Source organism: Flavobacterium poyangense (genome assembly GCF_011751075.1).
Classification (GTDB): domain Bacteria; phylum Bacteroidota; class Bacteroidia; order Flavobacteriales; family Flavobacteriaceae; genus Flavobacterium; species Flavobacterium poyangense.
Genome location: NZ_JAALLN010000010.1, coordinates 121,165 through 147,039 on the forward strand (window position 1 = coordinate 121,165; position 25,875 = coordinate 147,039).

25 protein-coding genes are annotated in these 25,875 nt (G+C 33.7%); 17 read left to right on the forward strand and 8 right to left on the reverse strand.

The features are described from left to right. Positions 1-396, forward strand: coding sequence for a DUF5367 family protein (locus G3A47_RS15825; RefSeq protein ID WP_166924038.1), 396 nt, complete (start codon positions 1-3; stop codon positions 394-396). 316 nt (positions 397-712) lie between these two features. Then, entirely contained in the window at positions 713-3,061 is a 2,349-nt protein-coding gene (locus G3A47_RS15830) for a mechanosensitive ion channel domain-containing protein (protein ID WP_166924040.1), read from the forward strand. A gap of 367 nt (positions 3,062-3,428) precedes the next feature. On the opposite strand, the gene G3A47_RS15835 is transcribed toward G3A47_RS15830, so the two are convergent. Together G3A47_RS15835 and budA are read right to left on the reverse strand one after the other, a co-directional pair. Then, complete coding sequence (locus G3A47_RS15835) at positions 3,429-3,983, reverse strand: REP-associated tyrosine transposase (RefSeq protein WP_166924042.1); 555 nt, start codon at positions 3,981-3,983, stop codon at positions 3,429-3,431. A gap of 672 nt (positions 3,984-4,655) precedes the next feature. Further along, positions 4,656-5,438 (reverse strand): acetolactate decarboxylase, encoded by a 783-nt coding sequence (budA, locus tag G3A47_RS15840; RefSeq protein WP_243860484.1) that lies wholly within the window; start codon positions 5,436-5,438, stop codon positions 4,656-4,658. Between the two features lie 338 nt (positions 5,439-5,776). Between budA and G3A47_RS15845 the strand changes: the two genes are divergently transcribed. Continuing rightward, positions 5,777-7,057, forward strand: a complete 1,281-nt coding sequence (locus G3A47_RS15845) for an acetyl-CoA C-acetyltransferase (protein ID WP_166924045.1) — start codon at positions 5,777-5,779, stop codon at positions 7,055-7,057. Positions 7,058-7,357: 300 nt separating this feature from the next. Here the strand turns inward: G3A47_RS15845 and G3A47_RS15850 are convergent, their stop codons facing one another. Together G3A47_RS15850 and G3A47_RS15855 are read right to left on the reverse strand one after the other, a co-directional pair. Further along, a complete protein-coding gene (locus tag G3A47_RS15850; protein ID WP_243860485.1) occupies positions 7,358-7,747 on the reverse strand; it encodes a DUF1634 domain-containing protein in 390 nt (129 codons plus the stop codon). A gap of 4 nt (positions 7,748-7,751) precedes the next feature. After that, positions 7,752-8,588 (reverse strand): sulfite exporter TauE/SafE family protein, encoded by an 837-nt coding sequence (locus G3A47_RS15855; RefSeq protein WP_166924049.1) that lies wholly within the window; start codon positions 8,586-8,588, stop codon positions 7,752-7,754. Positions 8,589-9,199: 611 nt separating this feature from the next. On the opposite strand from G3A47_RS15855, the gene G3A47_RS15860 reads away from it, so the two are divergent. Together G3A47_RS15860 and G3A47_RS15865 are read left to right on the forward strand one after the other, a co-directional pair. Then, positions 9,200-9,376, forward strand: a complete 177-nt coding sequence (locus tag G3A47_RS15860) for a hypothetical protein (RefSeq protein WP_166924051.1) — start codon at positions 9,200-9,202, stop codon at positions 9,374-9,376. A gap of 145 nt (positions 9,377-9,521) precedes the next feature. Then, the gene (locus G3A47_RS15865) at positions 9,522-9,791 is read left to right on the forward strand and encodes a PrgI family protein (RefSeq protein ID WP_166924053.1); all 270 of its coding nucleotides are present in this window, start codon (positions 9,522-9,524) and stop codon (positions 9,789-9,791) included. Positions 9,792-9,951: 160 nt separating this feature from the next. On the opposite strand, the gene G3A47_RS15870 is transcribed toward G3A47_RS15865, so the two are convergent. Continuing rightward, complete coding sequence (locus tag G3A47_RS15870; RefSeq protein WP_166924055.1) at positions 9,952-10,908, reverse strand: hypothetical protein; 957 nt, start codon at positions 10,906-10,908, stop codon at positions 9,952-9,954. Positions 10,909-11,240: 332 nt separating this feature from the next. On the opposite strand from G3A47_RS15870, the gene G3A47_RS15875 reads away from it, so the two are divergent. From G3A47_RS15875 to G3A47_RS15925, 11 genes are all read left to right on the forward strand, one after another. Beyond that, positions 11,241-11,429 (forward strand): hypothetical protein, encoded by a 189-nt coding sequence (locus G3A47_RS15875; RefSeq protein ID WP_166924057.1) that lies wholly within the window; start codon positions 11,241-11,243, stop codon positions 11,427-11,429. A gap of 58 nt (positions 11,430-11,487) precedes the next feature. Beyond that, complete coding sequence (locus tag G3A47_RS15880) at positions 11,488-13,188, forward strand: tetratricopeptide repeat-containing sensor histidine kinase (protein WP_166924059.1); 1,701 nt, start codon at positions 11,488-11,490, stop codon at positions 13,186-13,188. A gap of 7 nt (positions 13,189-13,195) precedes the next feature. Continuing rightward, positions 13,196-13,861 (forward strand): response regulator transcription factor, encoded by a 666-nt coding sequence (locus G3A47_RS15885; RefSeq protein WP_166924060.1) that lies wholly within the window; start codon positions 13,196-13,198, stop codon positions 13,859-13,861. A 375-nt stretch (positions 13,862-14,236) separates the two neighbouring features. Then, on the forward strand, positions 14,237-14,467 hold the full coding sequence (locus G3A47_RS15890; protein ID WP_166924062.1) for a DUF4236 domain-containing protein: 231 nt from the start codon (positions 14,237-14,239) through the stop codon (positions 14,465-14,467). A gap of 2 nt (positions 14,468-14,469) precedes the next feature. Next, positions 14,470-14,799, forward strand: coding sequence for an excalibur calcium-binding domain-containing protein (locus G3A47_RS15895; RefSeq protein ID WP_166924063.1), 330 nt, complete (start codon positions 14,470-14,472; stop codon positions 14,797-14,799). A gap of 8 nt (positions 14,800-14,807) precedes the next feature. Beyond that, on the forward strand, positions 14,808-15,203 hold the full coding sequence (locus G3A47_RS15900; protein ID WP_166924065.1) for a TerB family tellurite resistance protein: 396 nt from the start codon (positions 14,808-14,810) through the stop codon (positions 15,201-15,203). 3 nt (positions 15,204-15,206) lie between these two features. Further along, positions 15,207-16,475, forward strand: coding sequence for an ABC transporter permease (locus G3A47_RS15905; RefSeq protein WP_166924066.1), 1,269 nt, complete (start codon positions 15,207-15,209; stop codon positions 16,473-16,475). A gap of 4 nt (positions 16,476-16,479) precedes the next feature. After that, positions 16,480-17,379, forward strand: a complete 900-nt coding sequence (locus G3A47_RS15910) for a hypothetical protein (RefSeq protein WP_166924068.1) — start codon at positions 16,480-16,482, stop codon at positions 17,377-17,379. A gap of 497 nt (positions 17,380-17,876) precedes the next feature. Next, a complete protein-coding gene (locus G3A47_RS15915) occupies positions 17,877-18,947 on the forward strand; it encodes a type I restriction endonuclease (RefSeq protein ID WP_166924069.1) in 1,071 nt (356 codons plus the stop codon). A 2-nt stretch (positions 18,948-18,949) separates the two neighbouring features. Beyond that, positions 18,950-19,351, forward strand: coding sequence for a hypothetical protein (locus G3A47_RS15920; protein ID WP_166924071.1), 402 nt, complete (start codon positions 18,950-18,952; stop codon positions 19,349-19,351). 23 nt (positions 19,352-19,374) lie between these two features. Further along, positions 19,375-19,584, forward strand: a complete 210-nt coding sequence (locus tag G3A47_RS15925) for a hypothetical protein (RefSeq protein WP_166924072.1) — start codon at positions 19,375-19,377, stop codon at positions 19,582-19,584. A gap of 152 nt (positions 19,585-19,736) precedes the next feature. Here G3A47_RS15925 and G3A47_RS15930 read toward each other — a convergent pair whose 3' ends face one another. Beyond that, positions 19,737-23,288 (reverse strand): T9SS type A sorting domain-containing protein, encoded by a 3,552-nt coding sequence (locus G3A47_RS15930; RefSeq protein WP_166924074.1) that lies wholly within the window; start codon positions 23,286-23,288, stop codon positions 19,737-19,739. A 273-nt stretch (positions 23,289-23,561) separates the two neighbouring features. On the opposite strand from G3A47_RS15930, the gene G3A47_RS15935 reads away from it, so the two are divergent. Beyond that, positions 23,562-24,149 carry a DUF4142 domain-containing protein gene (locus G3A47_RS15935; RefSeq protein ID WP_166924075.1) on the forward strand — a complete coding sequence of 196 codons (588 nt, stop codon included), beginning with the start codon at positions 23,562-23,564 and terminating at the stop codon, positions 24,147-24,149. A 94-nt stretch (positions 24,150-24,243) separates the two neighbouring features. Here G3A47_RS15935 and G3A47_RS15940 read toward each other — a convergent pair whose 3' ends face one another. Next, a complete protein-coding gene (locus G3A47_RS15940; RefSeq protein ID WP_166924077.1) occupies positions 24,244-24,654 on the reverse strand; it encodes a cupin domain-containing protein in 411 nt (136 codons plus the stop codon). A gap of 236 nt (positions 24,655-24,890) precedes the next feature. Continuing rightward, entirely contained in the window at positions 24,891-25,763 is an 873-nt protein-coding gene (locus G3A47_RS15945) for a helix-turn-helix domain-containing protein (protein WP_166924079.1), read from the reverse strand. Between the last annotated feature and the right edge of the window lie 112 nt (positions 25,764-25,875).

Below are 25,875 nucleotides of genomic sequence, written 5' to 3' on the forward strand. Positions count from 1 at the left end.
ATGAATTATTATAAAATTCTGGTTCCCGGTATTTTTGTATGGATTTGTGTGAGTCTTTCTTTTGCTCTTTTAGAATTAATTCCCATATTAAAAAATCACTTTAATATACAAGCTTTAATAGTCATGATACTGATTGTTTTATATGCTTTTACAGGATCTTTTTTTTACTATAAAAACGGTTCTAAAACGAATGGTTTACTTCTTGGTTTGACTATGTCGTTTACAGCTTTGTTGCTAGATGTTTTAATAACCGTTCCTTTTGTCGAAATTCCAAACGGAAGAACCTACGAAAGTTTTTTTTCAAGTCCGTTTCTTTGGCTATTGGTCTTCTTAAATTCGGCTACTGTTTATTGTTATTGGAAGGTAAAAATTCAACCGAAAAAACACTTTTTTTAACAACAATTTTAATGACAAAATGGCAAAAACTCCAGTTTTATTGAATTGGAGTTTTTTGCATAAATTAATAAATAATATATTTAAATAACAAGCAATAAATAACTGATTAACAATACACTTAAATCAATTCCTACAAAATTAAATTTCGCAAAAAAAACAGCATTTTTCTTCTAAAAAACCAACTGTTTGTTTCAAAACAATTAAGGCGTTAAACTTTTAGTTGCCTGAGCAAAAATTTCTTCCAAATCTTACCCAATTTCAACCAATGTTTCTCAAAAAAAATTAAATTTGAGCCCTTAATTCATTCCTTAATTTTATGATTCAAAAAAGAAACTTCACCCGTTTTCTAAGTCTATTGACGGTACTGTTTTTTGCAACACTCACCTACTCGCAAACTACTGCTAAAAAAACAGAAAGCCGCTCTAAATTATTTGAAGAAACTGCAACCGACAGTGATTATCTAATGGCTATTGAAAAAGCCAGTGCGGTTATGGAAACGGCATACAACGATGCTGATTTTGACGCAGCCAGCCATCATCTTTTTGGAGATATCAAAGGAACCCAAAGCAAACTGGATTTAATCTTAGAAAGCCTTAAAGACGCAAATCCAAATGTTCGCAACCAACAAATGTATCGTGTTGTTTTAATAGAAATCCAACAACAATTGGACGAACAAAATAATGCCATCAACTTACGCAATAAAAATCTTGAAAAAATTAAAGAACGCTTTATCGAATTACGCAAAGACAAAGCATTAACAAGCCTTTTAAAAGACACAATCCGTCGCAAGAATTTTAAAAATGAATTTGCCAATCTTAGAAAAAAGTATAAGAATACAGACAGCCTAATGACTAAAAATCAAGGCATTTTAAATACTTACAAAAGGCTAACGGTACAAAGAAAAATTGCCGTTTCTAACGCACTGATTGCTGTAGAAAACAAACTTGAAAAAACAGGAATCAGCATACTCAAAAAAGAATATCCATTTTTATGGAACGCAACTGACTCTGTACCCAGAAAGAAAGTAGCACAGACCATCAAATCAAAAATAATCGTAGAAGAACATGTCGCAATCTACTATCTGAGCTATTGTGCCGGCGGGTTACTTACCCTAACTTTTTTCATTGGACTACTGGGTTGGCATATCTCTCGTAATTTAAAATACTTAAAAAGTAATGGTCACGCAGAAAACCTGACTTTGTTTAATTTCAAATACCTCAACAGAGGTGTTGTAATTCCTGTAGCCGTAATCGGTCTTAACATTGCCGTAGTGAGCAATCTGTATGCCCCGGCTTTGTTTATAGAAATACTACAGCTTATTTTACTCGGAATTCTTACTATACTCTTTAAAAACAAGTGGTCAACAAACGCGATGAGAAACTGGACATTTCTTTTAGGCCTGTTCTTCGCCCTTTGTTTCTTGGATTTATTTATCAGCGTTGGCTTATTGCAACGTTGTTGCTTTATTATAATTAACTTGTGTGGAATCCGTTATGGACTTGTTCAGATCAAAAGTGTAAAAGACGAATTGTATATCAAAGGGTTCTTTAAATGGGCCAGTATTCTTTTTATCGGATTTAATGGCTTATCTATTCTCTATACTGTTTTCGGACGTGTTTCGCTTTCTAATATGTTAAGTTTGACCGCTTTTATCTCGCTTACTCAAATTATTGCCCTGAGTGTACTTCTGAAAATAATCTTGGAAATTATTATTCTGCAAATCTACACCACAAGGGTCAAACGCGGAATTGAAAAGATTTTCGACCACGAAAGTTTATCAGACACCTTAAAAAAACCATTTATTCTAATTATCAGTTATATGTGGCTGCTTGTTATTGCCTCTAATCTGAACATCTGGGAATCACTTCGGACTTCTTTCGGATCTCTGCTTAGCCATCCTAATACAATCGGCAGCATTACTTTTACATTAGGAAACATTTTATTATTTTTTATTATCATCTGGATAGCACATCTATTGCAGAAATATGTCGCTTACTTTTTTGGAGAAATTGATGATGAAAACGAAGAAAACATCAACAAAAGACAACATTCCAGATTACTTATTACACGTCTTGTTGTTTTAATTGTCGGATATCTACTGGCAGTTGCTGCTTCCGGAATGCCTTTAGACAAACTAAGCATACTCTTAGGTGCTTTAGGTGTAGGTGTCGGACTTGGATTGCAAAACATCGTCAGTAACTTTGTTTCTGGTATTATTCTAATTTTCGATAAGCCCATACAGATTGGAGATGTAGTTGATATTAGCTCTGAGTCAGGCCGTGTAAAATCTATGGGATTACGTACCACTAAAATCAATGCCGCAAATGGTGCCGAAATCATTATCCCAAATGGAAATCTATTATCCCAAAACATCACCAATTGGACGTACACGGACAATTTTAAGTTAGTTGAGGTTTGTATCGAGATTACAGGAGATAGTTCACCAGAAGCTCTTAATATCATCATAAATGAATCTTTGAAAGACATTCCATCAGTAAACGAAACAAAACCTTCACAAATTTATTACACCTCCATTTCTGAAGGAAAATTTAAAATCCTGATTAAATTCTGGTGCAGCATTTACAAAACGGAAGAAACCGTTAGCAATGCCCGTCAGATATTGTTTAATAACTTTAAAGCAAAAGGCCTGACATTTTCAGCCTAAAAAAACAGTTTTACTTAAAAAACCAAAAGCCGTCAAAAAAATTGACGGCTTTTATTTTATAAAACACTAACTTTAAACATTTACGATTACAAACCTGCACACTAAATTAAAGCAACGATAGCACAGATTTGCAACCCGCAAAGTTTTATTTTATGAAATACTGCTTTAAACTTTTACGATTATAAACCCACACACTAAATTAACGCAACGATAGCGCAGATTTGCAATCTGTGCCCGCAAAGATAATCAACATAGAATCTTACTGTATTTCAAACTGAACATTAAAATAGACAACAATAGCGCAGATTTACAATCTGTGCCCGCAAAGATAATCCACATAGAATCTTAATGTACTTCAAACTGAACATTAAAATAAATCCAGTACAATTACCTCCAAATCATTTTCCAAGCCTGCATAATTTCTTGCCGAACTAAAATAATAGTCCTCTGCTAAAGCAACTATTTTATCTTTTACAGGATTATTATGAATGTAATTTATTTTCTGTTTAATAAACGCATTACTGTAAATATGTTCAGCATGGTAACCATTTTGCCAAACTTTATAAAAATGCTTATTTTTCAAGTGTTCACATGACTCTTTAAAATATTTCAACAACCATTCTCTCCTACTTTCCGATTCCTCAATTATATTCTGAATTATTCTTTTGGAGGTGAATTTTTTAAAATCTCTCATAATATCAGATACTATAAAACCATTCGTTCCTTTACAAAATAAATGAATATGGCTACTCATTATACAATATGCATAAATTTCCAAACCTTTATTTTTTTGACAGTATTCCAAAGCACGAATGATCGTATTTTTGTGATTTAGTCTTGTAAAGAGATCTATCCAACCTACAACAGTTATAGTGATAAAATAGGCATCTTCGGTTGTTGTAGCTTTATACTTTGTTGACATTTTTTTCTATACTATTTACTACAGCTTTAACACTCTGTTTTTCTTTAATACTCTTAGCTTTATCTCCTTTACTTTGCGGGCACAGATTGCAAATCTTCGCTATCGTTGCGTTATTGTTATTTCTTATATATTACTTTGCCAACTTTGCTTTGCGGGCACAGATTGCAAATCTGCAATATCGTTGTGTTATTGTTGTTTCTTATACATTACTTTGCCTACTTTGCTTTGCGGGCACAGATTGCTTGCAAATCTGCGCTATCGTTGCGTTATTGTTATTTCTTATATATTACTTTGCCTACTTTGCTTTGCGGGCACAGATTGCTTGCAAATCTGCGCTATCGTTGCGTTATTGTTGTTTCTTATATATTACTTTGCCTACTTTGCTTTGCGGGCACAGATTGCAAATCTGCGCTATCGTTGCGTTATTGTTGTTTCTTATATATTACTTTGCCTACCTTTGCGGGCACAGATTGCAAATCTGCGCTATCGTTGTGTTATTGTTGTTTCTTATATATTACTTTGCCTACTTTACTTTGCGGGCACAGATTGCAAATCTGCGCTATCGTTGCGCTATCGTTGCGTTATTGTTGTTTCTTATACATTACTTTGCCTACTTTGCTTTGCGGGCACAGATTGCAAATCTGCAATATCGTTCTGTATAGATAAATCAAGCTAATAAACACTTTTCGCTGTTTTTTCTTGTAACCATGACCTCTCAAAAGCCTGATTATTTTCCGGAAAAACAACTAGCAAACCTGGTTTCTCATCAATTCTTACCTTGATTTTAACAGCAGAATTAAACTTTCCGGACATAAAATGACCTCCAAACTTTCTGTCTTTTGATAAAAAATGAAAATGAAAGGGCGATAAATTTACGGTGGACATATATGCAGGTGTATAAAAACCAACCAATGTACCGATAACGTTTTGCTTCTCAAAAAGAGGTCTGGTCTTCATAAGCTCTACTAAACCGGTTGTTTCATTCTCCTTAACTCTATTTGCTGACCCAACTTTCATAGATTCAAATTCACATTCAATCTGAACGGCATAAGACTTGTTTTCTGAAGGCAAATTTTTTACTATTTCTTTTTGCATCTCCTCAAAATCACTTATTCCGACAAGCTCATAAACCTTATCTGCTTTAAAAAAAGTAACTGCGGCAAAAGGTGTTTTTAGTTTTGATTCTGCTATTGATACCTTCCCGTCTCCTGTTATTTGATAAAAAATTCCGTTTAAAACAATCATTTCGCCATCTAAATAATTGTAGGTTCCCAAACCAAAATCTCCTTTAGTCCGAAGCACAGCAATGTTTAGGTCGCCCGTATACACTCCATTACGTAAGGCATCAAGAACTGAATAATGAAAAATAGGTTTTTCGTTTATATTTTGACTTTTTGCAGAAAAACCTGTTATAAACATTAAAGCCAGAATCATAATTAATTTGATTTTTTTCATAGTGTTTACATAGTATAAATTAGCATTTCAATTAATAAATAAAACAAGGAATCACTTTAAAAATCAAGTCATATTGCATTATTATAAAAGTTCATTATAATTATAATGTAATCCTTGAAAGTAGTCAAACTAGCCAGGAGTTAGTGTTTTTTTTTATTACACCTCATTCAAATATATTAATTTTCTCACTTATTTACTTTCATATATAACAATAAACTGATTATCAATTGATACTCGTTTAAAAAAAAATCAAAATTGTAAATTAGTAAAACCTTAGCTGTAGTTTATGACAAGATCGTCGTACTTTTAATACAGAATAAAAACCTAATAAAATCATTATGGAAAATCAGAATACAATTAGAAAAGTAGCTATTGTTGGATATAACAGAATTCCGTTTGCCAGAGCTAATACTTTTTATTCGGATGTAAGTAATTTACAAATGATGACTGCTACACTTGATGGTCTTATTGAGAAATACAAACTGCAAGGTCAATTACTTGGAGAGGTGGTCGGTGGCGCCGTAATCAAACATACCGCAGACAATAATTTAATACGTGAATGCGTGATGAAAACCGCTCTAGATCCTGCAACACCTGCCTGCGATTTACAGCAAGCCTGCGATACCGGAATTGAAAGCGCCATTTATATTGCCAACAAAATTGCACTTGGACAAATAGAATCCGGAATTGCCTGTGGTGTTGATTCTATCAGCGATATCCCTATTGCGGTGAGCGAAAAACTGAGAAAAATACTGCTCCAGGCAAGAAAAGCAAAATCATTAGGTGAAAAAATCAAGTTGTTTTTGAAGATCCGTCCAAAGGATTTGACTCCCCTAGTTCCCAAAAACGAAGAATCACAAACTGGCCTTTCTATGGGTGGGCATACTGAGATTACTGCTAAATATTACCAAATCACGAGAGAAGATCAGGATAAACTGGCCTTAAAAAGTCATCTTAATATGGCAAAAGCTTACGAAGAAGGCTTTTTTACCGATATGATTAGTCCGTTTAATGGACTTGACACAGACAATAACCTGAGAAAAGACAGCACGCTGGAAAAACTTGCAAAATTAGCCCCTGCTTTTGATAAAATCAACGGCACACTTACAGCAGGTAATTCTACTCCACTCACAGATGGTGCCTCAAGCATACTCTTAGCAAGTGAAGAATGGGCAAAAGAACACGGATTACCCATTCTGGCCTATATCACCCATGCAGAAGTCGCTGCAATTGAATATGTGCAGAACCAACAGAATCTATTGTTAGCTCCATTGTTTGCTGCATCAAGAATGCTCGAGAAAGCCGGTCTTACTTTGCAGGATTTTGATTATTATGAAATTCATGAAGCTTTTGCGGCACAAGTTCTGGCCACACTTAAAATTTGGGAAAGCCCTGAACTTAGCAAAGAAATTGGTCTTAAAAAACATCTTGGTGCCATAGACCGAAACAAACTGAATGTAAAAGGAAGTAGTCTGGCAGCCGCTCACCCCTTTGCAGCCACTGGCGGAAGAATAATTGCAGTGATGGCCAAATTACTAAACGAAAAAGGCTCCGGAAGAGGTTTCATTTCTATTTGTGCGGCAGGCGGACAAGGAATTACAATGATCATTGAGAAATAAAAAAAATAGAAATTCATTAATATTCTAAACATACTAAGTGTTCAATAAACTAAAGTGTCCTTGTCATAAACTTTGTGGAAGTATGTAATAAACGTAACTCAAAAAGCTTCGAAGCGCAAAGATTTGGCTAAAGCCTTTTTTTTATCCTCTTTCTCTATAACTCCAGCTAAAGCTGGAGCCTATTGAATAAAAGCTTGTGTGTCTTTGTAACTCAAAACCTTTGTAGCTCTGAACCTTTGTAACTCTGAACCTTTGTAACTCTGAACCTTTGCAGCTTTAGCCCTCTGCAACTCAAAACCTCTAATGAGAAAACCCAAACGATATACTCAGAATAATAATTCCGATAACAATTGTTGTAATTACTACATAGAGATAATCTTTCTCTAAAAGAAACGAAAATAACGATAATAATACCCTGAAAACTGGTGTTAAAAAGAGTAATACGATCCCCAAAAATATGATAGATTCTCCCCTACCTTGAATTACCCCGTGATAAACATCCGTAATTACTTCAAAAATGTTTCTGTCATTTTCTTTAAATACAGAATAGTCTTCAATCTCACTCCCGTGATGCAACAAATAAACAATACCGCCAATAAATGCAACCGATAAGGAAATCCAAACTCCGTAACGCAGCAAATTACCCACGATCGTCTGAAAGTCTTTTTCTCCAAATTTTTCTTGTGTCATACTATTAGATTTTTCCATTAAGACCATTATAAATCATATTTAGGGCCAGCACAAAAATTATACAGGCGAAAAAAATACGCAGTTTTTTAGGGTCTGTTCGTACTAAAATTTTAGCTCCCGCCATAGCTCCGAACAATACCCCTACAACAACGGGCATACAAATTCCCGGTTCAATATATCCTTTTTGAATATAAATTACAGAACTCGCCATGGCTGTAACCCCCATCATAAAATTGCTCGTTGTGGTAGATACTTTAAAAGGAACCCGCATGATATTATCCATTGCAATTACTTTGAAAGCTCCCGAGCCAATTCCTAATAAACCTGACATCATTCCGGCAATTCCCATCATAGTAAATCCTCCTACTACATTTTTTGTCCCATAAGTTACCTGTTCCCCATTGTGTGTTGGATAGGTACCTTCTAATTTTAACTTTTTAGCCAACGGACTTGATTCCAAAACAATATGTTCTGTCTTTTTTCTTAAAGAATTGATAGCAGAGAAAATTAAAGTAAGTCCAAATAAGACCGCTATAAAAGAAGTTGGAGCAATTGTAGAAAGCAATGCCCCGCAAACCGCTCCAATTGTGGTAGCAATTTCAAGAAAAATCCCTAAACGCATATTGGTGATCCCTTCCTTTACATAAGCGGCTGCAGAACCTGATGAAGTCGCAATTACAGAAACCAAAGCAGCTCCAATTGCATAATGAATATCGACTCCGAGAACAATGGTCAAAAGCGGAATGATAATTATTCCTCCTCCTAATCCGGATAAGGAACCTATAAAACCAGCCAAAAATGCACCCAAAATCATAATCAGAGTAAAGGTAAGTACTGTCATTTCGATTTATTTTATTTGAGAGCTAATTTACAAATACAAATCAGCTATTGGAACTCTATATTTTATTCTAAACCAAGTAAGACCTTCCCAAACAACATAAAACACTAAATATCAACAAAATAAACAACACTTAAAAACACCTTAAAAATTTTATTCCTCAGAGAAAGGTTGCTTTTTTGTCAATTTCTTTAAAAAAAGGTCTAATTAACTCAAATTGTTATTTGTGACATGTAAAAGGTGAAAAGTGAAAGGTCAGTCTGAGAAATTATCTATTTTTTATATAAACTCTATTACCTTCTATCTTTATCTTGTAAAATAAAGCCGTAAAACAAAACGTATCAAATTTCAGGTTTACATCTCACATCTCACATCTCATAACTCATAACTCACATCTCATAACTCATAACTCATAACTCACAAGCAGCAACTTAAATTAGTTATCCCCCTTGTACTACTCTACTTCCTTGATTTATGTCTCTAATCTAAACAAATAGAGAATCCTCTCTGAAAATTATATAATTAGAAATTTAAATTCTATAAAACAAAAATGCTTTATGGCCTTAATTTTGATGCTTATAAACTATTGATGTTAATTTTTAAATCAAAAAGTTATGGTAGAGAAGAATTATGATCCCGACAACGATAATTGTCCGGAAAAAGACACCGTAGAAAATCTTCATAGAGCAAAGCAAAATACTGACAACATTCAGAATGCTAAAGAATCTATAAATGATAATCCAAATCACCTTTCTAAAGACAAACAGAAAGATTCAGAACAAAAAAAATAAATTGATCGTACAAAAGAGTAATATCGTAAATTTACTCAAGAAAAGAATAATTGTAGCTTTTTCAATTACCCACTTGTAGTTGAAAATCAAATCTGAATAACTATCCGATTTTTAAGAATGTTTAATTAAATAAAGAAAAACAAATATGGCAAAGTTCATTAATCCATTACTACCTGAGAATACCCCTTTACTAGAAAGTAATCCATCTAAAATCTCTGCCAAGCAATTGATTTTTGCAGGTCTGGGTGCCGTTTTAGCAGGTGCCGTTTTAAAGAAAACCGGACATGACAAAGCGGGTGCTTTTGTTGCAGGTCTGGCTTTACCGATTCTAACAACCGCTTGTTATAAAAAGTTTAGAGAAAAAAAATCAGAGAATTTTAACAAAAGTACAGACATTGCCGGAAATTATTATTAATCAGCAATCTCATAAAAAAGCACTTCCGAAAAGAAGTGCTTTTTTTATGTCCGATTTTCACAAAACGCATCTCACATCTCACATCTCACATCTCACATCTCATAACTCATAACTCATAACTCATAACTCATAACTCATAACTCATAACCAACAACTTAAATCATTTACTCTGCGCTTTTGGTTGACAATCTTCTTTGTATTTGTTAAAGATGTGGTCAGTTACAGGCCTTAATGTCTTCCCATTTTCAGGATGTATTCCCAGCATATTAAAAAAATCGACTTTATTATTATTCTTAACATACCAGATAATCGGCTGGCCCTCTTTAAAATAAGTCGTGGTATCGCAGACTTCTATTTTTTGACGAAAAAACTCTGTTTCGTCAAAAGCCACTATCTTATTGAAAGCTCCAAAGCCAGTTATTTTCAAATCACAATCAACTTTTTCATAATGATCTCCTGTCCATTGCATACACTCTTTTCTAATGAAAGCAAAATAAATTACTGCTGCGATTAAACAGAAAATAATTGTTATAGCCAACATCGTTGATTCTGATCTCTTAAATAGTTTTTCAAATAATCTTTTGAAACTAACAGATTTAGTATTCGTTGTTACAATCACATTTTTACCTCCCCCATTATCAAATGTTCTCCCATCATTTTCTCCGAAAGAGGTTTTTCCCATTATTTGATTCCCTCGAGCTTCATTGCCTTCTTCCTCTTTGCCATCACCTTCTTTTTCCAATTCACTCTGAAGTGAACCGATCTTTCTAAACTTAATAAATGGTCTAGGTTGATAATCTACAAGAATTGCTGCAAGATCTACAGTATCAATCTTCGCTGGTTCTTTTTCTCTTTTCAAAAAATCTCCAACTTTTTTAAATTTATCTGTGTAAATAGTTGACGTATTATCATGCTTTGGATCAAACTCAAACTTGCAGAAATCAAAATACACTTGTAGGTCATCTTTCTTTTCATTTGATTTAAAAATTTTCCAACACAAATCTCTCAAATTAGCTTGTGATGGACTTCTCAAATAATTAGAATAAATACCTTCTATTTCTTTTTCATATTTAATTCTAACTGCTTCTTTATAATCTTCTTCAGTATTGTTAGGCATAGGCTACCGGGATTTTTTAGGAATTACTGGGATTTTTCAGGATTGCTTAAACATTACAGGAATTCCGGGAATTCCTTATCAATACAGGCTCATAAACGCTGTTCCTTTGTCAAACAAATTAGTTAACGTTTTGATCTGCAGGTCAAAAACAAATGTACAAAACTAGTTCAATTAAAGAGTGTGGAAAACCGTAAGACGGACTTTATCCGGGAAGTATAAATAAAATCATACTGTTCTACGCACTCTACTTCCCAACCTCAATTAGGTCTCGCTTAACGAGTCCGGACAGAATCCGGACGGCCATACCTATGTCATTTTTAAATTTTATAATCATGAAAAAATTAATATATCTGGGAACTTTTGCGCTATTGACAACTACATTATTTTCTTGCACAGCTGACGAATATGAAACGGCCGACAAAAAAACGGAAATAAAAAAAGAGAATCTGAAAAATGAAACACAGGCAACTGAAGAGGGTCCCGGCGACGACCCAGTTCCGATCAAGCCACCAAAAAAATAATAATAGTAATACTGTCTTAATAAACAATTAATCAGTATTTTCGGGGAAAGTAACTTTTATGTTTCGTTCCCCGTTTTTTAGTTTACTTCTTTTTGTGTTTTTTCTTTCCTGCAAAGAAAAAACAACAGTGCCTGTTAAACCCAATTCTTTAAAAACAGAGGCCAAAAAATTACAGCAAAAGGCTACCATTAATTTGGAGAAAAACAACTTCAATAGTGCTTTTTACTACTTTAATAAATCAAAAATAACATTTGAAACCCACAAAGACAGCGCTAACGTTGCTTTCAATCTGATTCAAATGGCCTATATCCAACAAGTAAACGGCGATTACTACGGAAGCAAAGAAACCTTAACAGAGGCGCTTCCTTATATTAAAAATGATAATAATTATATCGTAGCGGTAAACAACTTTTTTGGAATTGCCGACAAGGAACTCTCCTTATACGATGATGCTGTTTACTATTATAAAGAAGCTATTAGAGAGTCTAAAGATTCTATATCAAAGCAATCTCCTTTAAATAATATTGCCGTTGTTTACATTAAACAAAAGAAATACGACAAGGCAATTACTATTCTACAATCCATTTTAGATACAAAAGTATTAGACGATTCTGAACTTCTGAAAGGAAAAGCCCGAGTTATTGATAATCTGGGGTATGCCTATTTTAAAAAAGGAGTCCATGACAAAGGACTCCAACTCATGCATAAAAGTCTGGAAATAAGAAACCAAATCTCTGATTCTTACGGAAGTATTGAGAGTTATCTGCATCTGGCCGAGTTCTTTTCTGAAACAGATCATAAAATATCCAATCAATATGCTTTAACCGCTTATGAAACCGCTTCAAAATTTCATAGTATAGATGAACGTCTGAAAGCGCTATCCTTTTTAATAGCTACTAATTCGGATACAAAATATGCCCAAAAATATATTGTACTGAATGATAGTATTATCAAGATCCGAAATAACTTCAAAAACAAATTTGCTAAAATTAAATACGATTCCAAAAAAGAAAAAGACGAAAACCAGAAACTCCGTTTAGAAAAAGCAGAGAATCTGTTGTCCTTACAAAAAGCTGAATATCAAAAATTTGGACTCCTCATTATTTTTAGCTTTTTAATCGTTCTTGCTCTTCTGTATAGACGCTATTATCTAAATAAACACAGAATCGAGAAAATTCAGACTTCATATGATACTGAAAAGCGAATTTCAAAAAAAATACATGACGAATTAGCCAATGATGTTTTTCATACTATCACTTTTGCAGAAACACAACCACTAGCAACAGCAAACACCAAAGAAAACCTGCTTCAGAAATTAGATGATATTTATGCCCGTGTCAGAGGAATTTCGAGAGAAAACAATGATATCGATACCGGTACAAATTATTCTGTAACTCTAAAAGAGATGCTTTCTACCTATAATAGCAGCACAACAAACATAATTGTAAACAATATCGAAAAAATAAACTGGGAAACCGTTGACGAAACCAAAAAGGTAACTATTTATCGTGTTTTGCAGGAATTAATGGTGAACATGAAAAAGCACAGTCAGGCAGCTCTGGTGGTTGTAAAATTTGACAGTACTCCAAAAGCACTCCTTATTGCTTATACAGATAATGGAAAAGGCTGCGAAAAAGAGAAAATTAACAAAAATGGTCTACAGAATATGGAAAACCGTATTCTGGCCATAAAAGGAACTATTATTTTTGATACTGAACCTGACAATGGATTCAGAGCAAAAATATCAACGCCAAAATAAACTTCATATGTTTAAAAAAGTAATAATTGCTGAAGATTTGGATAGCATCAATTTAGGGATAGAACAAGCCCTTGATCATTTAGGCATTATCAATTATCAACATGCAAAATATTGTGATGATGCTTTTCTGAAAATACGAAAAGCCATTCAGGACAACGAGCCCTATGATTTACTGATTAGTGATCTGTCTTTTAAAACCGATCATCGGGACGTAAAAATTGCCAACGGTGATGCACTCATAGAAGAAGTTCGTAATCTGCAACCGCACATTAAGATTATCGCCTACTCAGTCGAAGACAAAGGCTATCGCATAAAATCGCTTTTTGATAAATCCGGAATCGATGGTTTTGTATTGAAAGGCAGAAATAGTATCGAAGAACTAAAAAAAGCGATTCATTTAGTACAATCCAACCAACAGTATATTTCACCGGATATTTCTTCTGCTATAAAAGAAAATAAAAACTATGAAATAGATGATTTCGATGTGCTTATCATAAAACATTTGTCTATGGGCACCCCGCAAGATGACATTACCCAAACTTTTAAAGAACTGGGAATAAAACCAAACAGCAAAAGTACCATCGAGAAAAGAATTTCTAAACTCAAAGATTTTTTTAAAGCAAATAACAGTATTCATTTGGTTGCCATTGCCAAAGATATGGGAATCATTTAGATCTCCTAAACTCCTGTTTTTAATTGATTAAGCTCCTTCGGGAGCTTTTTTTATTGCTTCCATTTAAATTCTTATGGTTTACGGTTTTCCATAAAATACTGGCTTTTAATGGGGTTACATTTGAATAATTAAAATTCAAAATACTAATTAAACCTAAAAATCATGAAAATTTATTACGTAAACAAAAATGCGCAACACAAAGGGGATCACGAAGTCCATACTAGTGATTGCAGTCATCTACCAATTTCTCCTAATAGAAAATATTTAGGAGAATATGCAAGCTGCAAACCTGCAATAATCGAAGCACAGAAAACCTATTCTCAATCTAATGGCTGCAAAACTTGCTGTCCCGATTGTCATACAAGTTAGATCATCATGGGATTTCGATTTCAAAAGAGAATAAAACTTGGAGGAGGATTTGGCATAAACTTAAGTCAATCCGGAATTTCTCCCAGTTTAAGAACCAAAATGGGAACGTTTAGCAAAAATGGCTATTCGGTTAAAACGGGAATACCCGGAGTAAGATATCAAAATAGTGGCTGTATGGTACTCATTGCTTTTACAGGAATTACAACATTTTTAATTTATACAATAAAACACTTATAATTATGGGATACAGAAAAGGATACTTTAAAAAAGATGGAACGTATGTTCAGGGACATTTTGCCAATAAAAGATCCAAAACTTTTTCAAATAAAAATAATGGATGTCTGTTGTTTTTCGTGGCTCTATTATTATTAGGACTACCAATCGCATGTTCAGATTCGTCTTCATCAGAGACAACAGGCAAAAAAGCTCAAAATGATTGTCCAACTAAAACCTGCGGTGATTTTACAGCTCAAGCACAAGCCCAGGCAGCTTTTAATAGTAACAAAAGCTGTTACAAGAACCTGGATTCGGACGGAGACGGAATCGCCTGCGAAAATTTATCTAAATAGTAAAAAACATGATAACACTAGAACTAAAAAGCCATTTTTTAAGATTGTATCAAATGGCATTATGCGATGATCAATTTGATGTACTGGAACTTCAAATGCTCTACCATTTTGCTGATGAACGCGGAATTCCAAGAGAGGAATTAGACAAACTCTTTCTAAACCCGATCACTACCGAGCTAATTATTCCTGAGCAGCTAAACACCCGAATAGAGTACCTGTACGACCTTACCAGAATCATATGGGCCGATGGAAAAATTACCGATGATGAACTAAACATGCTGAAAAAGTATTGCAGAAAATTTCATTTCCTAGACGAAAATATTGATGAACTCTCCGGTTATCTTATTGATTGCGTGCAAAAAAACATTCAGAAAGAAGAAATTATTAGTCAACTAAACACTTAGATCATGAAATCACTTACACAATTGTTCAGTATAAAAAAAACAGAAGATTCTCCTGTTGTTACTTTTGAAGAAAACGAAGAACAAAGAGAACAAATCAGAATCACGTATTACCAGAGCGGATTTGCAGCATCTATAAAAGCTACCGGCAAGCCAATCGTTCTAAAAGCCTGCCTACAGAACCTTTATATGAGTTTTGAAGATCAATGCCGAAAACAAAAACTGGAACAAGATAAATTAAAGCAGCCTTATCGCGAAGAACAGGAGAAAAACAGAACGGAACTTAAAAAATGCGAAGCGGCAATTGGCATTTACGAAAAGAAAGAACAAGATGTTGACGCTACCGTTGATCAAATCAAAAATGAAATTATAGAAGTAAAACGCAATCCTGATAAATACGGGATTGAAGACGGTAAAGGTCTGAAAGCTCAGTTTTATATCGGTTTGTTTTTACTTCTTCCCATTACACTTTATGTACTGGTCTTTTATATTTCAGCTTCTTATTCTGCCTTTTTTAAAGAGTTTTCGAATGATAGTTTAACGGCAGCTATTTTTGATGCTGATGCGTTAACCAATTCCTTTAAGGCAAGCTGGCTGGAAGGTGTTTTGGTTGTCACTATTCCATTTGTTTTTATGGGATTAGGATATGTAATTCATATGGTACAAAAAGGAAAAGGCATTAAAAACACATTTCGAATGATTGCTCTATTCCTCACAACCTTTTTGTTTGATGCTTTGTTAGCCTATCAAATCGAGAAAAAGATTTATGAGTTTAATAAAACAACAGATTCCGCTCCTTATAATTTAAATATTGCTTTAGGAGAGGCCGAATTCTGGATGATCATATTCGCCGGATTTGTAGTGTACATTATCTGGGGACTTGTCTTTGATTTTGTTATGAAAGAATTTGAAAACATTGATAAAATCAGGGCCTTCGTAAGAGGTAAAAAAGAAAAACTTATTGATTTAGAAAAACTAAAAACGGACTATACCAATAAAATAAATGATTTCAAACAGCAGCTCATCACTATAACCGGAAAAATCTCAGAACTTCAGTCTAAAATAGATGGATTTGTATTCCCTGTCAAAGAATATTTGCACTACCATCATCAGTACAAAGAAGGCTGGTTTCAGGCCATAAATACAGAAATTGCTCTTGCTCATAAAGAAAAAACAGAACTGTTAGAAAACTGTGAACTTCATTCTGAAGAACATCTTAGCAAATTAAACCTGGTAGATCCTGATTTTCAACACTTGGTCTATTCTAAAAACTAATTCTATGAAAAACATTTTAAAAACAATCGTTCTGTTACTGATATTGGCTACCACGTTTTCATGCAAAAAGGATACCGATAAGACTTCTACGGAAGCAATCGCTAAAACCCCTATCGCAGAAAATTATAACATCAGTATACTTTTAGATTTATCAGACAGAATTAGTCTTCAGAAAAATCCAAATCCAACCATGGAGTATTATCAAAGGGATTTGGGATATATAAAATGGGTTTCAGAAGCTTTTACACAACACCTAAAATCCAAAAGAATCAGACAGATTAAGGATAAAATGCAACTGTTTTTTAACCCTGAACCTCAAGATCCGGATATTAATTCGATCTCTCAAAAATTAAAAATCACGATCGATAAAAATAATGCTTCAAAGGAATTATTGAATTCCATAAACGCTAATTACGCTTTACAGACCTCAAAAATTTATAATTTAGCCATAAAAGACAACCACTTTGTAGGCTCGGATATATGGAGCTTTTTTGATGCTAAAGTAAAAGATCAATGTATTGAAGACAGAGATCGCAATATACTCGTTATACTAACAGATGGTTATATGTATTACGATAGCACTATAATGAAAGATGCTAATCGAACGACTTATATTACACCGGAACTTATTCGGAAAAACGGTCTGAATACAAAGGACTGGGAGAAAAAAATGCAAACCGGTGATTTTGGTTTTATCAAAGCCGGTGATGCCCTATCGAATCTCGAAGTTTTGGTACTGGGAATTAATCCCAGCCGCACGAATCCGTATGAAGAAAAAGTGATTAAAGCCTATTGGACAAAATGGTTTACTGAAATGAAAGTAAAACGCTTTGAAATTAAAAATGCCGATTTACCTTCAAACATGGAAAAAATCATCAAAGATTTTATACTGCAACATCAGTAATATTTTAACTAATTAATTCAAGTTGCTAATTACTAGTTGTGAGATGTATAATGTAAAATGTGATATGCTAGTTTGAAAAGGCAAATGTTTTGATTAAATGATTTTCTTGCCTTTAAGCAAAGCGTTAGAATTTAAGTGTATTGTTGTTGTATTTCAATGATCTGACACAACTATATCTTCATACCTTGTAAGATAGTAACCAATTAAACATACTTTTTACTTTTTACAGTACACATTTTACAATATACATTTTACAATTTACAGTATACAATTTACAGTATACATTATTATTTCACCTGACGACTTGAGTTAATTATTAAAAATGAACTATTAATTCGTTTAACAAAGAGGATTTCATAAGTCCTCTTTGTCTTTTGTATTATTCAATAACAGAGAAAAATACAAAAAAATCTCAGTTTACGGTTTACCATAAACTATTGATTTCTATTGGATTTACATTTGGTTAAATAATCAAAACATTAATAAACTATATCACTATGGAAATAAACATTCAACTTAAAGCTTTAGCAGATAAAATCACAATGCTAAAAGACAGAATTGAAACTGAAGAATCGACCAAACATGCTTTTGTATTGCCCTTTATAAATATATTGGGTTACGACACTTTTAATCCAACCGAAGTTGTTCCTGAATTTACTGCCGATCTGGGTTTAAAAAAGGGAGAAAAAGTAGATTATGCTATTTTCCAGGACGGTGCTCCCATTCTTATTATGGAATGCAAGAGCTGGAAAGAGAATCTTACCATTCATAATTCTCAATTGTTCCGCTATTTTCATGTTACCAAAACACGGTTTGCCCTTTTAACGAATGGAATTACTTACCAATTTTTTACCGATTTGGATGAAAAAAATAAAATGGATCAAAAACCATTTTTAGAATTTGATATCACAAATCTAAAGGATAATGCGATAAGTGAAATAATTAAATTTCATAAATCCAACTTTGATGTGAACAAAATTGTGAATAATGCCAGTTTACTTAAATACACCACTGAAATTAAGAAACAAATTGGCAATGAATTGCAAAACCCATCTAATGAATTTGTAAAGCTTTTTGCCAATAAAGTATATACCGGAAGATTAACCGAAAAAGTAGTTGATGAATTTAAAGATCTTGTACAAAAAGGTTTTAATCAATTTATCAGTGAAAAGATCAATGACCGTCTGAACGCCGCAATTAATAAAGAAAACCAAAAACAAAAAGAAGAATCTGAAGAAATTGCCATTCCGGAAGATACTAAAATTGTCACCACCGAAGAAGAACTGGAAGGGTACCGAATTGTCGTGGCTATATTGAGACGAAAACTTCCTACAAGCCGAATTGTTTATCGCGATACACAATCTTATTTCGGAATACTGCTTGATGATAATAACCGTAAGCCTATATGCAGATTACACCTTAATGGAAGCAAAAAATACATCAGTCTTTTTAGTGACAATAAAAATGAGGTTCGTCAACCTATTCAATCCATAGATGATGTCTATTTATTTGAAAAAGAACTATTGGAAACTATTGAGAACTACGAAGTGGCTCAAATTCAGGTATAAATATGATCAAAAATCTACTTTTAATATTTCTATCAGCCCTGGTCGGTTGCAAAAAAGTGGTTCAACCGCAGAAAATAAATACTTTCTACCAGAAAACTGTTACAGTCGATGATCGTAAAGTTATTACTCCGGAAGAAGCCAAAACCTATCATGTAGCTAGCAAAAATCAGTACGAATACCGAACGGGTACACCATCTCATTATGAATATAATTATGATGTAAAAGGCATTAATTCTAAAGGAGATTCCGTTTTCGGAAACATTAATGTCGAAGGGAAATACGGAGCGGGAATACTACTTTTTGATACCATTGCCGATATCGAAATTAAAACAGTATGGATCGCTCATGGAAAATTGAAAGCAATAGACAAGCAAGGAAATAAATACCTCTTAGTAGTCGATTAAAAACCAACCCCAAATTCAATCAAATGAAATATGCTATTATCTTATCATTTGTACTTTTTGCTTCTTTTCGCCCAATAGAAACCAAAGTTTATATCTGTGGTCCAGTGGGAGCAAAAAAGTACCATTATACTGAAAATTGTCGCGGATTAACCGCCTGCCGGCACGAAATTACTAAAGTACCTGTCTCTAAGGCTCAGGGTTACGGACTAACACTTTGTGGTTGGGAAGATTAGTTTTTCATACTAATAGCATCTAAGGACAAAAGAGATCTTCTTCTTTTGTCCTTTTGCTTTTACAGCTATACCTATCTCATTTTTTCAGAACAAAAAAGGGAGTCTCATTATTTGAGCTCCCTTTCATTTGAAAAATTAAGTACAGTTAAAATCTAATTTTTGATCACTTTTACTATTGTCTTTTTCTCCTGATTATCTAATATCGTTACGAAATACATGCCGTTTCTTAAAGATGATAAATCAATACTATCCTTATGCGGAGCAACTAAAACGATTTGCCCTAAGGTATTGTACACTACAATTTTTGAGATCGTTTTATCCTTAGACTGAATCGTAAACAACCCTTTTGTTGGATTCGGATAAGCAACAACCTTTTCTATTAAAAAATCACCTGTACTAAGTTTCTTGTCAACAATTTCGGTACTAACGGTATTGGTTTTTATATCCGGATTATAATCAAAGAAAATAGCAGCATTGTTCTTAAAGATATCTCCTGTAGAAACACCCGATTTTGCTTTAATTTTATAAGCAATATAGCCATTAGAGCCTTCTTCATTTACCAGATAACTTGGCAAATAGATCGCATCAAAAGCAAACTCTATTTCTTTCCCGTCTTTTATATTTACTGTATTGTTATGGCTGTAACTTTCAAGTTTCAGTGTTGTCCAGTCTAATTTATCATCCAAAAGGTTAGTTATTCTGACTCTTTGCGCATAAGAATTCCCTTTGTTTTGAAAGCGAATAATATAATGCAAATACTCATCAGCATCAGCAACTAAAATCTGTTCTCCTTCTAAAACTCTGATGTCATTAGGATCATAAGACCCCACAATAGTTTCATTTAATACAAATTCATTATCAACAGGTTTAACATCTGCTCCTACAGGCAATGCAACATTGAACACTAATTTTTCTCCTAAATTTACAGTAGGGATCGTTAAAACCTTAAAAGTTACCTCAATTGTTTTGGTTTCAAATGCTTTTAAATTTTTATATGCAAATTGAAGGGTATTCGAGGTTTGTCCTGCTGTATTTTCACTTGCTGAAACAAAGGTTAGTTTCGAATCATTAAATTTTAACGACATTGAACCACTTTTCACACTGGTTCCTTTGTTTGTAATGTGAATTTTGTATTTGGATGCAAAGCCAGGTCTTGGTTCACCATAAGGATATATTTTAACCTCCAAATCATCAAACAATGAAGCTGGTACTAAACAAAAATCAACTTTTTCGCTTTGATTTTCAGCAGTAAACGTCGAAACATATTTCGCTGGTGTTGCGGAGTAGTTTTTCTCCGGTGATACTATTGAAGTGGTATAGGTATTGACATCTGCAACAAAATTATAAGCTCCGTTTGGTTTTGCAAACATCGAAAAGGTATTCGTACCATTTGAGGTAGACACTAATACTTCCGGCACATTTAAATCCGTTTGATCGCAACCATTGTTATCAATATCTAAACGAATCGTTCCATGAATTGTGTTTTTAAAAGTCCCCAGATTTTCATACCACGCAATTTTATCTTCAGTAGTCATAAAAGAAACCAGATCAAGACGTCCGTCTGCATTTAAATCTGCATACTTGGAATTACCAAAATTAGTAGTAGTCTCGCTGAATACTTTTGCCGGTCCCATATTTGCGGCACCTAAATTTTCATGCCAGGTCGTTGGGATTTCAGTAACCATATTGTACATCACATCAATATCACCGTCCTTATCGACATCAGACAAAGATAATGCAGCAATGGCTTTTGGAGTATTAATGATAATTTTACTTGTAGCATAATTTCCTTTTCCGTCTAAATTTTCATACCATCCTATCTTTCTTCTGCCTGAATCATAGTATACAATGTCTAAATCATTGTCATTATCTAAATCACTCATAAAAAAGTAACTGGCCTTATCTGCATAAATATCCAGATTTAAAACGTGTTCTGTCGCAAAATTTCCTGTACCATCATTTTCGTACCATACTACTTTTCCCCAATTCATTACTATTATATCAACATTTCCATCCTTATTGACATCGTCAATAAAACACTTTTTAAGAGAGGTTATTGTCGATGGAACCATTGTTTTTGCAGCAAAAGTTCCATTTCCTAAATTTATAGATACATAAACCCAATTTCCGCCATAGGTAGCGATAATATCTGTCTTACCATCTTTATTGACGTCGGTAAAAATTATATGTTCTACAGTGGTGCCCGAAGCAATCGTCCTTTCATTTATAAAATTACCCGCTCCGTCATTCTCGAACGAGACAATCGAGGTAATATCTACATTATCGTCTATATAATTAGTAGTCACTACATCTAAATCTCCATCATTGTCCAGATCTTTAGCAAAAAGATCCAAAGGTCTGATAGTATGATCCGAAATAAGCAATTGATCGCCTGAAAAATCACCTAAACCATTTGTATTCTTGTACCACGCAATTTTTCGATCGCCCGATGCCGAAACAATATCTGTATCCCCGTCTCCGTCAAAATCACCACTTTCTACATTATAAACATAATTAGCGTATTTAGAAAGTTTCTTCTCTTGCGCGAATGTTCCTTTTCCATCTGTATTATTAAAGAGCACTACATCCGAATTAAAAATAGCTACTAAATCTTTAGTACCATTATTATCCATATCTCCTGCGGCAAAACTTATAAAATCCAACGGACTTGACTTGATAATCTGTTCCGCGCCAAATACACCACCGCCATTATTCTTAAACCAACTTACTTTTTTACCTTTAGTATAATAAAACAGTATGTCTTTTTTACCATCTGAATCAAAATCGGTAAACAGAATTCTATACAATTCGTAACCGGAATTATTTCCGGTAAATTCCGGTAAATTCACCAAAAACTTAGAAGCTTTAAATGTCCCTTGTCCATCAGTGTTTTCATACCACAGCACATCAATATTACTTCCATTCTCGTAAACCGTAACAATATCTATATCTCCATCATTATCAACATCTTCATTTAAAAATTTATGAGACATTGAAACATTGGTCAATATGGTAGAGGTTGCGTAGGTACCATTAGCCTGCTGCTTAAATAATTTTAACTGATTCGTATATCGAATCACTAAATCCTGTAATTTATCTCCATTAACGTCTACCGCCAGAAAACTTAGGAAATCAGTCATTAGAGTTGACAGGGTGAAATTGCCCAGACCGTCATTTTTCAAACAACTCAATCTGGTATTACCGTAATTGTTAGGCACCTTATATAAAATATCAAGATCATTGTCATTATCCATATCTATAATCTGATACAAGCTTAAACTATTGTCGCTGGTATTTTCGACGGCCATTATTAAAACAGGATCACTAAAAGTTCCTAAACCATCTGTATTTTTAATCCAGTAAACCCCTCTTTCCAAGGTAGACCACTTTCCGGTAAAAACTACATCTAAAAATCCATCTTTGTTAACATCAAAAACATCAATTCTACCACCATTCGCTTTCGAAATAGTTATGGGCTTGCTATAGTTTCCGGTCCCGCCAAGGTTTTTATACCAAACGATTTCATCAGTCGCAATTGTAACAACATCAAGAAAACCATCCTTGTTAATATCTGCAGTACATAACGCTTGAGGACTCTGTGAACCAAAAGAATTATCTATAACAATATGTTCCTGATAACCAATCTGAGCAAAAACGGTGGGAGCAATACATAATAAGGAGAATAAGAGTAAAATTTTCTTCATAAGCTAATCGGTTATATAATGTCTTTTAGTATTGTTAAACGATCTTACAAACATAATAAATCAGCAGTAATTCCTGTTAAAATTATTTCAATCAATTAAATTATCTACCCTACTATTTTAGCAGTCAAATTTCACCACAACACTCCTATTTTCTTATAATTGAACCCTCAAAACGGTTAAAGAGAGAAATCCTGTAACATTATCACCAAATACTGTAAGATATTCTTTAAAATTCTGAATAGTTTTACAGAATAACATTTAAAAAATAAAACTATGAAAAAGTTAGCAGTAGCAGGAAAAGTTATTTTTGGTGCAGGATTAATCCTAATATTTCTAAATTCCTGTAAAAATGAACCGAAACAAGAAGACCCAAAAGAGGTCGCCGAAGATAGCAATGAAGCAAAATTTGACTCTATTGAAGATAAACAAGACGACTCTGAATTTTTAGTTGATCTTACTGAGGTAAATTTGGCTGAAATTGAAATCGGAAAACTGGCTCAAACCAAAAGCACCAATACAGAAGTTAAAAAACTGGGGAAAATGCTGGTGGAGCAACACACCAAATCTGCCTCTGAAGTTAGTGCTTTAGCTAAAGCCAAAAACTTCACTTTGCCTACCTCTTTAACTGAGGATGGACAGGAAGAATACAATAAATTAAACGAAAAATCAGGTATCGATTTTGATAAAAAATTTGCCGACATGATGATCGACGGTCATGAAAAAGCAATTAATGAACTTAGAAAAGCTTCTGAAAGTGCAAAAGATCAGGATATAAAACTTTGGGCCTCTAACAGTATTGCCGCATTGACGGTACATTTGGAGCATGCCAAAATGCTTAAACAAAGTTTAGATAAAAAATAATCTGAGGCGTTAAGGTACTGAGATGCTAAGTTTCTAAGTTTTAACACTTGTGTTTTTTCTTAGAAACTTAGTGCCTTAGCATCTTTACTAAAACTTAGTAACTTTTCTCAAAACTATTATACTCTTCCTCTGTTACACTTCCTAGCCAGATCCCTTTACCTTTATCGATTTCCGTAATAATTGTAATATGTGAATATCTACTATTTGGTGTTGCGCCGTACCAATGCTCTACTCCGGGCAATACGGTAAGTACCTGACCTTTGTGAATCGTTCGTATTTCCTGGCCTCTTTCCTGATAATAGCCAATCCCATCTGTAGCTATAAACAGCTGCAAACTTGAATTGATATGCCAGTTGGATCTTGCACCCGGTTCGAAAGCAACATCTTTTATAATTGTATTTTTAGGATGAATATCGCTCGTTTGTTTTTTATAAGAAACATCACCGGTCATATAGGCACTGGGAACTTTCCCCTCCTCTGTAACGGTACTATATTTTGTTGACATAAAATTTAGGTATTAAGGATTTCTTTTTTAATTATTAAAAACTGTTGTATGCAATTCTCTAATTTTCTAGGTCAAATTTGTCTGTGGTAATTCTACTGAACAAAACAGCAATGTACTGTTTAACTGACCCTAAGGACTCGCAAAGGAGTATTGCGATTATGTGAAGACAAATTTACTTTAGTAAAGTCGCTCCCTAATAATGAAAATCAAACAAAAAATTAAGAATATCAAACAATTTACCCCCTTAATGATTTCGGAACCGTTCCCGTTAGTCTTTTAAAATAATTATTAAAATAACTCGGATATTCAAATCCTAACGAATATCCTATATCTGCTATACTCCAATCCGTATGCTGCAATAAGGCTTTTGCTTCGCTAATAATTCGCTCCGTAATATGTGCTGTGGTAGATTTTCCTGTGATTTCCTTCACAGAGCGATTTAAATGATTTACATGAACAGCCAAATTTTGTGCATAATCTTGTGGCGTTTTTAAGAGAAGTGGCTGGTTTTTAGTTTCAATTGGAAATTGTCTTTCTAAAAGTTCCAGAAATAATGCCGTTATTCTCGAAGAAGCATTTTTATGTTTACAGAAATTTTCCGAAGGCTGCATTTTCATCGATTCATGAATAATCAGATTGATATAATTTCGGATTAAATCGTCTTTAAAAACATAATCCGTATCTTGTTCTTCAATCATTTTCTGAAAAAGAGAAGTTACAAACGTCTTTTGTTCGTCTGATAAATAAAAGATTGGAGTTCCGCTTATTTTAAACAGCGGGCATTCATGAAGACTTTCGGAGCGATCGTTTACTTTTAAAAACTCTTCCGTAAAAACACAGGCAAAACCATGATAAGAAGGAGACAATACTTCCCAGGAATAGGGAATATGTGGGTTTCCGAAAAACAAAATAGTGCCGTCCGTCTCAATGCCCCTGTCGGCATACTGAATAAGATTCTGTCCCGTATTAATACAGATCTTATAAAAATCCCTTCGATTGTAGATGGGTATGGCATTACAATCGCTCCCCACCTCATACACTTTAAATCCCTTCAGTTTCAAGTCCGAAGTAGCAAAATCAATAGATTCAGAAATAAGAGTTTCTTTCATGAAGTAAAGTTATGAAATTCAAACAAAGATTCGTATTAGATTTTAGATTTTAGATTTTAGATTTTAGATTTTAGATTTTAGATTTTAGATTTTAGATTTTAGATTTTAGATT

Coding starts and splice junctions, on each gene's coding strand:
- G3A47_RS15825 (WP_166924038.1), top strand. CDS start 1: ATGAATTATTATAAAATTCTGGTTCCCGGTATTTTTGTATGGATTTGT.
- G3A47_RS15830 (WP_166924040.1), top strand. CDS start 713: ATGATTCAAAAAAGAAACTTCACCCGTTTTCTAAGTCTATTGACGGTA.
- G3A47_RS15835 (WP_166924042.1), bottom strand. CDS start 3,983: ATGTCAACAAAGTATAAAGCTACAACAACCGAAGATGCCTATTTTATC.
- budA (WP_243860484.1), bottom strand. CDS start 5,438: ATGAAAAAAATCAAATTAATTATGATTCTGGCTTTAATGTTTATAACA.
- G3A47_RS15845 (WP_166924045.1), top strand. CDS start 5,777: ATGGAAAATCAGAATACAATTAGAAAAGTAGCTATTGTTGGATATAAC.
- G3A47_RS15850 (WP_243860485.1), bottom strand. CDS start 7,747: ATGACACAAGAAAAATTTGGAGAAAAAGACTTTCAGACGATCGTGGGT.
- G3A47_RS15855 (WP_166924049.1), bottom strand. CDS start 8,588: ATGACAGTACTTACCTTTACTCTGATTATGATTTTGGGTGCATTTTTG.
- G3A47_RS15860 (WP_166924051.1), top strand. CDS start 9,200: ATGGTAGAGAAGAATTATGATCCCGACAACGATAATTGTCCGGAAAAA.
- G3A47_RS15865 (WP_166924053.1), top strand. CDS start 9,522: ATGGCAAAGTTCATTAATCCATTACTACCTGAGAATACCCCTTTACTA.
- G3A47_RS15870 (WP_166924055.1), bottom strand. CDS start 10,908: ATGCCTAACAATACTGAAGAAGATTATAAAGAAGCAGTTAGAATTAAA.
- G3A47_RS15875 (WP_166924057.1), top strand. CDS start 11,241: ATGAAAAAATTAATATATCTGGGAACTTTTGCGCTATTGACAACTACA.
- G3A47_RS15880 (WP_166924059.1), top strand. CDS start 11,488: ATGTTTCGTTCCCCGTTTTTTAGTTTACTTCTTTTTGTGTTTTTTCTT.
- G3A47_RS15885 (WP_166924060.1), top strand. CDS start 13,196: ATGTTTAAAAAAGTAATAATTGCTGAAGATTTGGATAGCATCAATTTA.
- G3A47_RS15890 (WP_166924062.1), top strand. CDS start 14,237: ATGGGATTTCGATTTCAAAAGAGAATAAAACTTGGAGGAGGATTTGGC.
- G3A47_RS15895 (WP_166924063.1), top strand. CDS start 14,470: ATGGGATACAGAAAAGGATACTTTAAAAAAGATGGAACGTATGTTCAG.
- G3A47_RS15900 (WP_166924065.1), top strand. CDS start 14,808: ATGATAACACTAGAACTAAAAAGCCATTTTTTAAGATTGTATCAAATG.
- G3A47_RS15905 (WP_166924066.1), top strand. CDS start 15,207: ATGAAATCACTTACACAATTGTTCAGTATAAAAAAAACAGAAGATTCT.
- G3A47_RS15910 (WP_166924068.1), top strand. CDS start 16,480: ATGAAAAACATTTTAAAAACAATCGTTCTGTTACTGATATTGGCTACC.
- G3A47_RS15915 (WP_166924069.1), top strand. CDS start 17,877: ATGGAAATAAACATTCAACTTAAAGCTTTAGCAGATAAAATCACAATG.
- G3A47_RS15920 (WP_166924071.1), top strand. CDS start 18,950: ATGATCAAAAATCTACTTTTAATATTTCTATCAGCCCTGGTCGGTTGC.
- G3A47_RS15925 (WP_166924072.1), top strand. CDS start 19,375: ATGAAATATGCTATTATCTTATCATTTGTACTTTTTGCTTCTTTTCGC.
- G3A47_RS15930 (WP_166924074.1), bottom strand. CDS start 23,288: ATGAAGAAAATTTTACTCTTATTCTCCTTATTATGTATTGCTCCCACC.
- G3A47_RS15935 (WP_166924075.1), top strand. CDS start 23,562: ATGAAAAAGTTAGCAGTAGCAGGAAAAGTTATTTTTGGTGCAGGATTA.
- G3A47_RS15940 (WP_166924077.1), bottom strand. CDS start 24,654: ATGTCAACAAAATATAGTACCGTTACAGAGGAGGGGAAAGTTCCCAGT.
- G3A47_RS15945 (WP_166924079.1), bottom strand. CDS start 25,763: ATGAAAGAAACTCTTATTTCTGAATCTATTGATTTTGCTACTTCGGAC.